Here is a 13,027-nt window from a genome sequence, read left to right as displayed (position 1 = left end):
ATGTGTTACTACTAGTATACAAAAAACTGTACGTTCAGTCGCTTTTTTTCAATTGAAGAGGAATTTGAAAAGAAATCGTTGTCCCTCTCCCTTCTTCACTGACGATACTAAGACCTTTGCCGAATAATTGTTTACAGCGACGATTCGTATTGGAAATACCAATTCCCCGTTCTTCACTTGATAACTGGTCACTTAAGAGCGCATCTACTTTTTCACGCGCCATCCCTACACCATTATCTATAATCGAGAGTTCAACGTATTGTGCATATTGCTTTACACGAACACACACAGTTCCTCCCTCTATACGTTTGAGAACACCGTGACGAATCGCATTTTCCACCAATGGCTGAAGAGACAACGGTGGCACGTCAATAGCTTCCGTGTCAATGTCCCACTCTACTTGCAGCCGGTCTCCAAAACGTTCTTGCTCAATATACACATAAGAACGCGTCAGCTGCAATTCATTTTCTAACGGTACTAAAGAAGATGTATTCAAGACATTAAAACTCTTTTGCAAATAGCTTGCGAATTCTTCAAGCAACTTCAACATTCGTTTCGGATCGATTTCTGCCAAGGCAGCAATCGTGTTTAATGTATTAAATAGAAAATGCGGCTGGATTTGTGCTTGCAACCAAGCGGCTTCTAGTCGTAATTGTTCATGAACTGATTGTTTTAATTCAATCAACCCTTCTACACGCGCTTGCAATTCTATAGCATCTACCGGTTTTGAAACGTAATCATTCGTTCCTGCCTGAAAACCCATAAAAATATCTTGTGGTTGGCTACGCGCGGTCAACAGTAAAATCGGCAGTTCGGATATCGTATATAATTTTCGAATATGTTGGGATAACTCATAACCAGACATGACAGGCATCATGACGTCTGAAATAACTAAATCCCATTCGTGAGTTCTCACTTGCTCCAATGCTTCTTTCCCGCTCATAGCTGTAGTCACCACATATTTTGATTCCAATAGCGCACACACTACTCGAAGATTCACCGGATCATCATCTACTAGTAATATCCTATTTTTATTTGCGTTGCACGTTTGTAGCTGTTCTTGTAATTGTATTTTCTCGTCAGTGTGCACAAATAGTACTTCACTCCGCTCCGGTTCGGTATGTTCTTTTCCGTTAGCTAATGGTAATGTAAACGTAAATGTCGTTCCTTTTCCGCGAGTAGAAGCTGCAGAGATAAGCCCACCATGTAGTTCTACAAGTTCTTTACAAATGACTAGCCCTAGTCCAATCCCACCATTTGATACCGTATGTTCATGTAGCTGTCCATACGGCTCGAATAGTGTATTGATCATCTCTGCTTTTAAACCTATCCCCGTATCTGTAACAGAGACGCTAGCCAACCCTTTCTGAATACTTGCATCTACTGCGATCGTCCCTTCATTTGTAAACTTCGTAGCATTCTCAATTAGATTGAATAAAATTTGTACGAGTCTGTTTTCATCTGCATACACCGCAGGAAAATCATCTGCAATATTCATCTGCAACTTAATATTTTTTCCATCTATTACATAACGCATCAAATCGAGTACACCTAAAGCAACTCCTTGAATTCGTACACTCTTTCTATCCAAACGAATAATTCCTTCTTTGAGACGTTTTACATCTAGCAAATCATTTAGCAGTAGCGTCATCCGCTGTCCGACACTGACTAACAACTCCAAACTATGACGATTTTCCTTAAGTAACTTGTCATCCCGATCTTGTAAGAGAGTTTGCGCGATCGTAATAATGCCGTGTAGGGGATTCCTAAGCTCATGTGAAGTATTAGCAAGGAACACGTCTTTCTGTTGATCTGCCGCCTGAAGTTTCGCTGCCTGCTGTTCATTAAGCAACACCACTTTCTGATGTTGTTTAAATAATAGAACAACAATCACTACGAGTGAGACGAGATAGTCGAATGGATAATACGGAATATTAATTCCTCCACTTTGAATAGCGACTCCCCAAGCAATATTAGATGTATAACTAGCAATCCAAAGTAAAATAAATATTGCTTCGTCATATCCTTTCTTTAATACTCGATTTGTATGATACAGTAGAAACAGTAAGGAGAATAAATAAAATATCGCGACAAACACCATAATATATAGCGTTTTTTCATACGGTATAATGATAAACACTCCAACTAAAGCTATATAAAACCCAATTAAATAGCGAATGAAGGTACTTTTTATAGTAAACAAATAGGTAATAATAATTGGCATGAGAAGTAAGTTGCTCATAAAACCTATCCACAATAAGTGATGTGAGATATGAAAGCTTACCGGCAACTGAATGACTACATCATCGTCTAATAAAATAGTAAAGGCAGTGCTCAATAACAATAACCCGTAAAAGAAAAATGCTTTCTGCTTTACTTTCTTGTTCGTGTAGTAAATAAAAAAAGCGTAAATACTATGTAAAAAATAAATAATTCCAACGACTAACTGTAATGTAATAGATTGGTCTGATTCTTTTATAATACCTTGTCCAGAACCTATCACAACGGATTGCGCAATTCCGCCTTGTCTGAAAGAGTCATAGTTAGAAACATGCACTATGATGTCTAGGTGCTGCTCGGTATAAGGAAACAGACCGTAGAAAGGTCCTCGTTGAGTAGCCCCTACCTCCCCTAGTTGATTTGGATTATTATATGACACTACTTGTTTACCATTTACATAGACCGTAGCTGCAGAATTTACTTCTTTGAAACGCAAACCATAAAGAGAATGAGCATCCGCTGGCAACAGCAAACGGAGTCTGTACGTTCCATAGCCATAAACACTTTGCTGTTCATCTGAAGACAGTACATCTGTCCAATCGGATGGCACCTGTATAAATTTTTTATTCGATTGTTGTTTCCATTCATCTATAGTAGATGGTTGAATGAATTGACCAGGGTAAAATTCCCAATCTCCATCTAAAGAAAAAGTTTGCTTATCTGTTATATTCCAGTCACTTAAATCAAGAAATCCTTTTTCTACTTTGATATGTTCAGGAGCCTCAAAATAGTTCAACCAACACACTCTCACTATAGTTAACGCAGCAATAAAAAGACTGACAGTAAGGACGATCTTCTTTTTTGACAGCATTCGTTTGTCCATAGTAGCAGCTCCTTTTATTGAAATAGTTTTAGTAACATCCGATAAAATTACTTTATCGTACTAGTACATAAAGAACAATACGTGATTAGAGGTCGTGTCCGCGAGTCAGTTGGGGTTCGTTCAAAAGTTAGAGCGGGGTAAGTGACTCTACTTCCTTGGTGCAGAAAGTGAGTGTGCGTGTTAGGATTCTCCCTACAGAACCGGACGCTTTCCTGAGGGGGCGCGGCGGACTCGCCAGAAGTGCGTGGCGATTACACCTGTACACGCAAAGATGTGCTCCTTTTCGCTTCGCTTCACTCGCAAAAGCCGTCCTTCGCAACGGCTTTCACACTGATCCTCCAGGAGTCGCCGGTTCTTCCGGGAGAATCCTTGAGGTTGTGTCGGGAAGACAGTTTGTGTTCGTCCAGAAATAGAGTGTGGTAAGTTCCGCTTTCTGGACAGTATGGGTGGAGCTTTGGATTGCCTGACTGAATGCATATAGAGTCATTGCTTTTTTCCACTCAGTCCATCGAAACAGTCATAGTAGCTAGTAACACTTCACCGCTTTTTAACTTCAAAAACGATCGCATGGTATCAGACAAGTCTATTTAGTTGGTCTTTCACCACATTCAAAGAGTGATCAAACTGTCTTGCACACACAAAGTACGGCTTGGAGCTTACAGACGATCGACTCCGGGAGGATCAGGAAAAGCCGTTGCGAAGGACGGCTTTTGCGAGTGAAGCGCAGCGAGAAGGAGCACATCTTTGCATTTGACAGGTGTAACTCGCAGCGCTTGACGGTCCACCGCGTCCCCTCCGGAAAGCGTATCGTCTGGAAGCGCAAGCCGCAAGACTCTCTAAGTCAGCGTCACTCTATCCAATCGCCACCGTCAAAATTGCTTTTAACTAAATGAACAAGTGAATCTATAGGATTGGATCGTTTCTCTCTTAATTGACGAAACCTCTGGACTCGTTTACACTTTTTACTAAGTAACTCCTACGATAGCATAAGGTTACAATCCCTTATCTACCCGAGGAGTTTTTCGACATGTCTATAAACAAAGGAGTTTATCATATGAAAAAAAGTGTTGTATTAGCTGAAAAGCCTTCCGTTGCACGGGATATTGCACGTGTCCTCAACTGCCATAAAAAAGGGAACGGATTTTTAGAAGGTGATAAATATATCGTCACGTGGGCGCTTGGTCATCTCGTGACGCTAGCCGATCCCGAAAACTACGATACGAAATATAAGACGTGGAAGCTGGACGATTTACCGATGATGCCGGCACAATTGAAACTAACCGTCATTAAACAAACGAGCAAACAATACAATGCCGTCAAATCCCAGCTGTTGCGCTCTGACGTAGGTGATATTATTATCGGTACAGATGCAGGACGCGAAGGAGAACTCGTTGCACGATGGATTATCGAAAAAGCGAAGGTCAACAAGCCAATTAAGCGCTTATGGATTTCATCTGTTACCGATAAGGCGATCAAGGATGGATTTTCACAGTTAAAACCAGGCAAGGCCTATGAAAACTTATACGAAGCAGCTGTCGCACGTTCAGAAGCTGATTGGTATATCGGCTTAAATGCCACTCGCGCACTGACGACAAAGTTCAATGCGCAGCTAAACTGCGGCCGCGTCCAAACGCCCGTCGTAGCAATCATTGCACAGCGAGAAGAGGAAATTAACACGTTCCGTCCGAAAACTTTTTACGGCATCGAGGCACTGACAGATACTAAATTAAAACTCACTTGGCAAGACGCTCGAACAGGAGACATACGCTCATTTGACCGTGAAAAACTATCTTCTATTGTAAAAAAAGTGGATGGAAAACGAGCAATTATTGAAAATGTAGAGAAAAAGGCGAAGAAATCATTTGCACCGGGACTTTATGATCTGACAGAACTACAACGTGATGCTAATAAACTATTTGGCTACTCTGCAAAGGAAACATTGAACATCATGCAGAAATTATACGAACAACATAAACTACTAACGTATCCACGGACAGATTCACGTTTCTTATCCAGTGATTTAGTGGCCACGTTACCGGAACGCCTAAAAACTTGTGGTATTGGTGAGTATCGTCCATTAGTAAATAAATTGCTGAAAAGCCCTATCAAAGCGAATAAATCATTCGTCGACGACAGTAAAGTATCTGATCACCACGCCATTATTCCGACAGAGGAAATCGTTCTGCTTGATAAATTAACTGATAGAGAACGCAAAATCTATGACCTAGTCGTTAAGCGCTTCTTAGCTGTACTGTTCCCTGCCCATGAATATGAACAATTGACAGTCCACGCGAAAATCGCAGACGAACATTTCACAGCTCGAGGCAAAACTATTTTATCTGCTGGTTGGAAGGAAGTATATAACAACCAATTCGACGAGGAAGAAGCGGAACAAGATACGAAAGAACAGCTACTTCCGAAATTGGCAAAAGGAGACGCATTGACTATTACGTTTGTCAAAGAAACTTCTGGACAAACAAAACCGCCTGCGCGTTTCACTGAAGCAACTCTTTTATCTGCTATGGAAAACCCAACCAAATACATGGGCACCCAAGATAAAAAGCTAGCAGAGACACTAAAGTCTACAGGTGGACTCGGCACAGTAGCCACGCGCGCCGACATCATCGACAAGTTATTTAATTCCTTCTTAATCGAAAAGCGCGGAAAAGATATCCACGTCACGAACAAAGGAAAACAATTGCTAGATTTAGTGCCAGACGAACTAAAATCCCCTACCCTCACTGCAGAATGGGAACTGAAACTGGAGAAAATCGCAAAAGGCCAGCTGAAAAAAGAGCAATTCATTAATGAAATGAAAGGCTATACGAAAGAAATCGTTTCGGAGATCAAAGCAAGTGACGCGAAGTTCAAACACGATAATATTTCAACGAAAACTTGTCCAGACTGCGGGAAACCAATGCTTGAAGTAAATGGCAAGCACGGAAAAATGCTCGTCTGCCAAGATCGTGAATGTGGACACCGCAAAAACGTCTCACGCGTAACAAACGCTCGCTGTCCGCAATGCAAGAAGAAAATGGAACTGCGCGGAGAAGGCGATGGTCAAATCTTCACATGCAAATGCGGCTACCGAGAGAAACTTTCTTCTTTCAAAGCCCGTCGTGAGAAAGATTCTAAAGGGAAAGTGAATAAGCGCGATGTACAGAAGTACTTAAAGAAAAACAACGACGATGAACCAATCAACAATCCGTTCGCCGATGCGTTGAAAGGACTAAAGCTCGACGACTGAGTTTCACTTTACAACGATCCGTTTAATGAGTAGTTCCCGTTTCAGAAGTAATCATCGATTATTTTGTACATTTCGCTTCCATAACTTTTTATACAGCGAAAAAGCCACCGCACTTTTTGTAAAAAGTGCGGTGGCTTTTCTTATTTCGTTTTAATAAGCGCGAGCGAACCATACTGTATGCTTTGACTCTTTACCGCAATTTATACAAGCTTCTTTCTCCGCTGGCGGATTGAACGGAATGTTGCGAGTTGTAAACTTCGTCTCTTCCTTCACGTGCTCTTCACATGCATCATCGCCACACCAACCTGCAAGAATCCAGCCTGGAATTTCTCCCTTTTCAGCACTGTCTTCAATATGTTTTTTCAACTCGTCCAATGTCGCTATATGTGTATGCGAGTGTTCTTCGCGGAACGTACGTGCTTTTTCTAGCAATCGCGTTTGCATTGTAGTCAACTCTTGTTCAATACTTCCTACTACATCTGATAAGTTCACAGCTACCTTTTCTTCTCCATCACGTGCTTTCATCAATGCTTGAGAATTCTCTAAATCACGTGGTCCTAACTCCAGACGGACAGGCACACCCTTAAGTTCCCATTCATTGAATTTAAAGCCTGGCGACTGATCAGAATCATCTAAACGAACGCGAATACCTTTTGACTTCAACTCCGCATATATTTCATCCAACTTTTCCATAATTGCCGGATTCTTTTTCCATGGACCGACCGGGATTAATACAACTTGTGTCGGTGCTATACGCGGAGGTAGTACTAGCCCTTGCTCGTCACCGTGCACCATAATCACAGAACCGATCAAACGAGTGGACGTTCCCCAAGATGTCGTGTGCACGAACTGGTGCTTATTTTCTTTTGTTAAGTATTTAATATCAAACGCTTCTGCGAACTTAGTTCCCAAGTAATGAGAAGTTCCAGCTTGTACAGCTTTTCCATCCTTCATCATCGCCTCGATAGAAAATGTATCAACAGCACCCGCAAAACGCTCTGATGGTGTTTTCTGACCATCGTAAACCGGAATAGCTAGCAACTCTTCTACTACTTCTTTGTAAATTTCAAGCATCTGCATCGTTTCTGCACGAGCCTCTTCTTCATCTACGTGTGCTGTGTGCCCTTCTTGCCATAGGAACTCCGATGTACGGATAAATGGTAGTGTCTTTTTCTCCCAACGGAATACGTTCGCCCACTGATTGATCAACACAGGGAGGTCACGATAACTTTTAATCCAGTCAGAATACAAATGACCGATCATCGTTTCAGAAGTCGGACGAAGTGCTAAACGCTCTTCCAACTGCTCTCCTGCCGCTTCCGTCACCCATGGCAATTCAGGTGAAAATCCTTCGATATGATCTTTTTCTTTTTGGAAAAATGATTCAGGGATAAGCATTGGGAAATAGGCATTGCGATGGCCCGTCTCTTTAAACCGACGATCCATTTCATCTTTAATATGTTCCCAAATTTCAAAGCCGTCCGGTTTAAACGCGATACAGCCACGCACCGGTGTATAATCCATTAAATCTGCTTTCTGAATTGTATCGATATACCATTTCGTAAAATCATTTTGCTGATTGCTCATTACGTTATTTCCTCCTTAGTAAAAACCGCACTCTAGTTAGTCCATACTGCTAATCATATAACAAATCAAGCATTCCTACAATTGAATGTGAAAAAGGTTATAATAATGTAAATGAGAGGAGTGCGAGCATGACTCAATATTATTGTTCAGAATGTCATAAAAAATATCCAATTGAAGCTACACGATGGAAATGTAATTGTGGTAGTTTACTAAGTTTACTACCAACAGAACACGATACATCAAATGATTCATGGACAAACAGCAGATCCATTTGGCGATACGCTTCTTCCATGATAGGAGAAGAATATATACGAGAATTTCCATCCGTTACACTTGGCGAAGGTCAGACACCTTTACTTGCATTAGATGAAACGGATGGCGCTCCCTACGTGAAAGTGGACTTCATGATGCCTACCCTGTCGTTTAAAGATAGAGGGGCTGCGGTTCTAGTGACTGTAGCGAAAGGACTTGAAGTGAAAAAGCTCATTGCTGACAGTAGTGGAAACGCCGGCACAGCAATAGCCGCCTACAGTGCGAGAGCAGGAATCGAATGTGATGTCTACGTCAGCGCTGATACATCTCCTAGTAAACTAGCACAAATTAAAGCACACGGAGCAACGATTCAATCGATTAAAGGAACGAGAGAAGATGTAGCCGCAGCTGCCCAATTAGCAGTGGAGAAAGAGCAAACATTTTATGCGAGTCATGTATACAACCCTTTCTTTTATGAGGGCACAAAGACATACGCGTATGAGCTATTCGAACAACTTGGAAAAGCACCCGATACCGTCATCGTCCCTGTAGGAAACGGTACATTGGTGTTAGGCGTCTATAAAGGTTTTACAGATTTGCTTGCGATGAAAAAGATCCAAAAGATGCCGAAAATTGTAGCCGTTCAGGCCACACGATGCGCACCGCTTGCTAAAGCCTATGAAGATGGCCAGCCACTAGCCGAAGCCGTCATAAATGAAGGGACGGTCGCAGAAGGCATTGCCATCGCTGCGCCCGCACGATCAAAAGAAATACTGGAAGCTGTCCGAAAAACGAATGGCACGATCTTAACAATTGATGAAGAAGAGATTGTACAAGCCCGGACGACTCTTGCCGAAAAAGGATTCTATGTAGAAATTACGTCCGCCATCAACTATGCCGGTTATGTACACTATGCAAAAACACCAAATGAGGTCATTGTTATCGCGCTCTGCGGGGCAGGCATTAAAACCCCAATCTGAATACAACAAAAAGAACCTGCGTAGAGAATAGTCGCTTGCTTGGCAGACGATTACTTTCTTCACAGGAACTTTTCTTTTCAGTGTGTACATAACGTTTTTCTATGGAATATAGAATAATTGCTAGAGACTATTCGTGCTACAAAATGGTTCAATCTCCTGAAACAAGATCTGACTCTCCAGAAACATAGTCTGTATCCGGATCACCAAGTACTCCTTCCGTTTTTGCAACGATAACTGCACATGCCGCATCGCCTGTAATATTAACAGCCGTACGCACCATATCAAGCAAGCGGTCTACACCAAGTACAAGCGCAATTCCTTCAACAGGAAGACCGACAGATGTCAGAACCATCGCAAGCATGATCAATCCTGCACCAGGAACTGCTGCCGTACCGATACTGGCAAGAACAGCCGTCAGGACTACGGTCAATAGTTGCCCTATCGTCAATTCGATATTATAAGCTTGGGCGATGAAGATCACGGCAGCCCCTTGCATGATGGCCGTACCATCCATATTGATCGTTGCGCCGAGTGATTGGGTGAATGAACTGATCGACTCTGGAACTTTCAGCTTTTCTTGTGCTGTTTTCATTGAAATCGGCAGTGTGGCAGCAGAACTTGCCGTACTGAACGCTACTACTTGGGCCGGGAAGAAGTTCTTGAAGAACCAAATAGGATTGCGTTTCCCGATTAAAGCGATAGACCCTCCATAGACTACAATCATATGAACCAATAATCCGCCAAGCACAACTGCCATGTACATGCCCATCACTTTGAGCGCATCGGCTCCTTGACTTCCTACCGCAGATGCGATTAAACCGAACGCTCCATAGGGCGCAAACTTCATAACAAATGTAATCAAATACATAATTAATTCATTGGCTTGATCAAACAGCTCTTTCACTTTTTCGACTTTCTTCCCTAGCATAGCCATGCCGAAACCAACAAGTGTGGCGAAAAAGATAATCTGAAGCATATTGCCCTCTGCCATAGCAGTTATCGGATTCGTAGGAATAATCCCGAGCAATGTTTCTGAGACTGGCGGTGCTTCATTTGCTTCATAAGTTGCAGTAGCGGTCTCGAAGTTTCCTCCTACCCCAGGCTTCATCAACAATCCGAGAGAAATGGCAATCACAAGCGCAATCGCTGTCGTAATAAGGAAAAACCCTAACGTCTTCCCGCCGATTCTTCCTAACTTTTTAGGATCACCAATACCAATTGTGCCGAGTGCGATAGAAATAAAAACAACAGGAACTACTAACATCTTCATCAGGCTCAAGAAAATCGTGCCGAGCGGTCCAAACAAATAGGCATCCACTTTCGGGAATATTCCAGGGGCAAAGACATTTAACGCCAATCCGACAACGACACCCGCAATAAGTGCAATAATAATATTTCTAGCTAGTTTCATAATAACCCTCCTCTGTTTCAATTTGTAAGCGCTTTCTTTTATTCACTTGACAATAGTAGATTAGCCGCATATTGTCAAATTCCTTAGCAATAAACTTACTCTCTAGCATTTTTCCATCCACTATTCATATTATCGAAATGATTGAAAACGCTTTCTTACACTTAGTATATAGATACCCTACAAAATCCTACGGAATCCTACAAATTCTTTTTTTGCTCTTCTATCGTTTCAATATATAACACTTGTAAAAACTTTTTACTATTCACTTTTAACGGCGTAGGTAAGAAGTGATCTTCTTGTATTTGTTTCATGCGCTGGCTAATCTCTTGAAAGTCAAAATATCGAGGGGCATAGTATTCAAATTCTTCGATAGTATAGTCGATGGCACCAAGAGACGCGATATGCTCCATTGCGGTAAGAATGGTGCGGCGAATTCTTTGCTCCATTGCCTTACATTCCTTAGAAGTCGGTTCTATTCCTAGCTTATGTAATGTAAGTTCATATAATTCTTTCAATGCCGGCAGTTGAACTACTTTTCGCTCCATCAATACTTCCATCATCGCAATGAGATCTCGACTACTACTGTCTGCCACAATCCCCATCCCGTGAAGTTTAGACAACACGATATCTCCTATTGAACGTGTTTTCGGTTTTTCTGCAGACCCGATCCCTGCGAGTGACTCACGAATCGTCGTCAACGAGTGTTGAAGTTTTAATTGCTCCGCAGTACGGCGCAAAATACTTTGCACTTCTATTTGATTAATTGGTTTATGGATGAAAAACTCTACACCCACTTGGTACGCTTCACCCACCATGTCTTTACTGACCACTTGGCTTAACATGATGAACTGACCAGTATATCCTTGCATTTTCAATTGTTGAATCGTCTCAATCCCATCAAGCCCCGGCATGAGTAAATCGATTAGCACTAAATCAGGTTCTAGCGATAAAACTTGCGGAATGGCTTTGACCCCACTGTCTACGTCACCAATCACTACTCCCAACTCTGTATCTTCTATCATATTCTTCAACATGATACGACTCGCTCTATCATCATCTACAATAAAATATCTCATATATTATGTCTCCTTCATCATCGATTCCATTGGGATTTTCACACATATGATCAATCCATTCTTGATGCTTTCCACATTAATTTCGCCTTGCATCGCTTCGACAATTGCTAAAACATGGGACAGGCCAATCCCTGTAGCCGCCACGCCCTGTTCATTAAACTTTGTCGTATACCCTGGTTCAAATATTATCTCTTCATGCTCAGGAGGTATTCCTTTTCCTGTATCTTTCACACAAAAACGAACCCATTTTGTTCCGCTATCTACTTCAATGGTTACCTGTCCTTGCTTATCAATCGCTTCCACTGAATTGGACGTCAAATTATTCAGCACTGCGAGTAAAGGTACGTGCTGGTCTGTCTGAAGATCATTTTTGAGTGACGTTTCAATTGTACAATTTCTTCCAATCATCTCGCTATACTTTTCATTTGCAGAAACAACTATTTCCAGTAAATCAGACAAGTAGAATGTAGTGATATTCTGCCGACTTGTCCATTTTGATAAGCCAGCCAAAATCCGCTGTGAATCTTTTTTTACTTCATGTATTTCCTGTGTAATTTGTAACGCTTGCGTACTTAGATCTGGTATATTTTCTTTTTTTAATTTGCGGTACAGTTCATGACTTGATGCCATAATCTGTTCCATGTGATTCATCGATTTTTGTAAGTATAGAGCTTCTGCGTACAATTCAGAGCCTACACCAAGCATTTCTCCATTCCGTTGCTTTTCCTTTGATAAGGCTACCGAACTATAAAGACCTACCGTGAAAAAGCTACGTAATAATGCCACACCCACTAAGATTCCCCACTCTTTCAGACCAAGCATGGGGCCATTCATCCACCAATTACGCAATGCATGCTCTGACGTATTACTCACTACTTCAAAGAGAAAGGCCAATGCACCCAAGCTTAGCGAGAACGACTTATATTTCTCAAGCCCTACAATATGCCAGCCGAGCGCACTAATGAAGTAAAATAAAAAGACCGGCACATGCATGCGCAGAGCTTCCAGTAATTCAACACCTACCAAAAGCTCTCCAGTTACACGGAATAACACAACAGTCGTAGCTGTAATAAAACCAGTCCGCAAAATGGAGGCAGGAGGATAGATTAAGATCAGTAAGAAGAACATAATACCACCAAGTGCAAAACGGAATGTCTCTTCTGCAAACGGCATAATTTTCAACTCACCTGTGAGCGCAGTCAAGATCGCAATGAATGCAATACGTGCCGTCTCCGATTGTATACACTGCCGCCAAATTGATTTCGTATTCATGGTCATACTCCTCGTGGTAAGTTTCTAATTGTAAAAAAGCACATGCATTGTATAATGGAGGCACTTTAGCTTTCAAACTAATTACTAGTAGACAACGCA

Annotated in this window: 7 protein-coding genes; 2 read left to right on the top strand and 5 right to left on the bottom strand. The window is 41.8% G+C overall.

Annotated elements, in window-relative coordinates; all coding sequences use genetic code 11:
• Nucleotides 1-34 precede the first annotated feature (34 nt).
• Nucleotides 35-3,103: an ATP-binding protein gene (locus DV702_RS14455; protein ID WP_114925376.1), complete on the bottom strand. Its 3,069-nt coding sequence runs from the start codon at nt 3,101-3,103 to the stop codon at nt 35-37.
• Nucleotides 3,104-4,157: 1,054 nt separating this feature from the next.
• Between DV702_RS14455 and DV702_RS14450 the strand changes: the two genes are divergently transcribed.
• Nucleotides 4,158-6,350 (top strand): DNA topoisomerase III, encoded by a 2,193-nt coding sequence (locus tag DV702_RS14450; RefSeq protein WP_114925955.1) that lies wholly within the window; start codon nt 4,158-4,160, stop codon nt 6,348-6,350.
• Between the two features lie 150 nt (nt 6,351-6,500).
• Here DV702_RS14450 and proS read toward each other — a convergent pair whose 3' ends face one another.
• Complete coding sequence (gene proS / locus DV702_RS14445) at nt 6,501-7,937, bottom strand: proline--tRNA ligase (RefSeq protein ID WP_114925375.1); 1,437 nt, start codon at nt 7,935-7,937, stop codon at nt 6,501-6,503.
• Nucleotides 7,938-8,065: 128 nt separating this feature from the next.
• Here proS and DV702_RS14440 point away from each other — a divergent pair, with 128 nt between their 5' ends.
• Nucleotides 8,066-9,169: a threonine synthase gene (locus DV702_RS14440; RefSeq protein WP_114925374.1), complete on the top strand. Its 1,104-nt coding sequence runs from the start codon at nt 8,066-8,068 to the stop codon at nt 9,167-9,169.
• 148 nt (nt 9,170-9,317) lie between these two features.
• On the opposite strand, the gene DV702_RS14435 is transcribed toward DV702_RS14440, so the two are convergent.
• From DV702_RS14435 to DV702_RS14425, 3 genes are all read right to left on the bottom strand, one after another.
• On the bottom strand, nt 9,318-10,580 hold the full coding sequence (locus tag DV702_RS14435; protein ID WP_114925373.1) for a dicarboxylate/amino acid:cation symporter: 1,263 nt from the start codon (nt 10,578-10,580) through the stop codon (nt 9,318-9,320).
• A gap of 197 nt (nt 10,581-10,777) precedes the next feature.
• Nucleotides 10,778-11,656, bottom strand: a complete 879-nt coding sequence (locus DV702_RS14430; RefSeq protein ID WP_114925372.1) for a response regulator — start codon at nt 11,654-11,656, stop codon at nt 10,778-10,780.
• Nucleotides 11,657-11,659: 3 nt separating this feature from the next.
• Nucleotides 11,660-12,928: a sensor histidine kinase gene (locus DV702_RS14425; protein ID WP_240315634.1), complete on the bottom strand. Its 1,269-nt coding sequence runs from the start codon at nt 12,926-12,928 to the stop codon at nt 11,660-11,662.
• Nucleotides 12,929-13,027: the final 99 nt, after the last annotated feature.

The organism is Sporosarcina sp. PTS2304, assembly GCF_003351785.1.
Classification (GTDB): Bacteria; Bacillota; Bacilli; order Bacillales_A; family Planococcaceae; genus Sporosarcina.
The sequence above is the reverse complement of the archived record's forward strand: the minus strand, read 5'-3'. Positions and strand labels throughout refer to the sequence as shown.

Bases quoted from the DNA above. Each gene is read 5' to 3' on its own strand.
- DV702_RS14425 (WP_240315634.1), bottom strand. From the start codon at position 12,928: ATGAATACGAAATCAATTTGGCGGCAGTGTATACAATCGGAGACGGCA.
- proS (WP_114925375.1), bottom strand. From the start codon at position 7,937: ATGAGCAATCAGCAAAATGATTTTACGAAATGGTATATCGATACAATT.
- DV702_RS14440 (WP_114925374.1), top strand. From the start codon at position 8,066: ATGACTCAATATTATTGTTCAGAATGTCATAAAAAATATCCAATTGAA.
- DV702_RS14430 (WP_114925372.1), bottom strand. From the start codon at position 11,656: ATGAGATATTTTATTGTAGATGATGATAGAGCGAGTCGTATCATGTTG.
- DV702_RS14435 (WP_114925373.1), bottom strand. From the start codon at position 10,580: ATGAAACTAGCTAGAAATATTATTATTGCACTTATTGCGGGTGTCGTT.
- DV702_RS14455 (WP_114925376.1), bottom strand. From the start codon at position 3,103: ATGGACAAACGAATGCTGTCAAAAAAGAAGATCGTCCTTACTGTCAGT.
- DV702_RS14450 (WP_114925955.1), top strand. From the start codon at position 4,158: ATGAAAAAAAGTGTTGTATTAGCTGAAAAGCCTTCCGTTGCACGGGAT.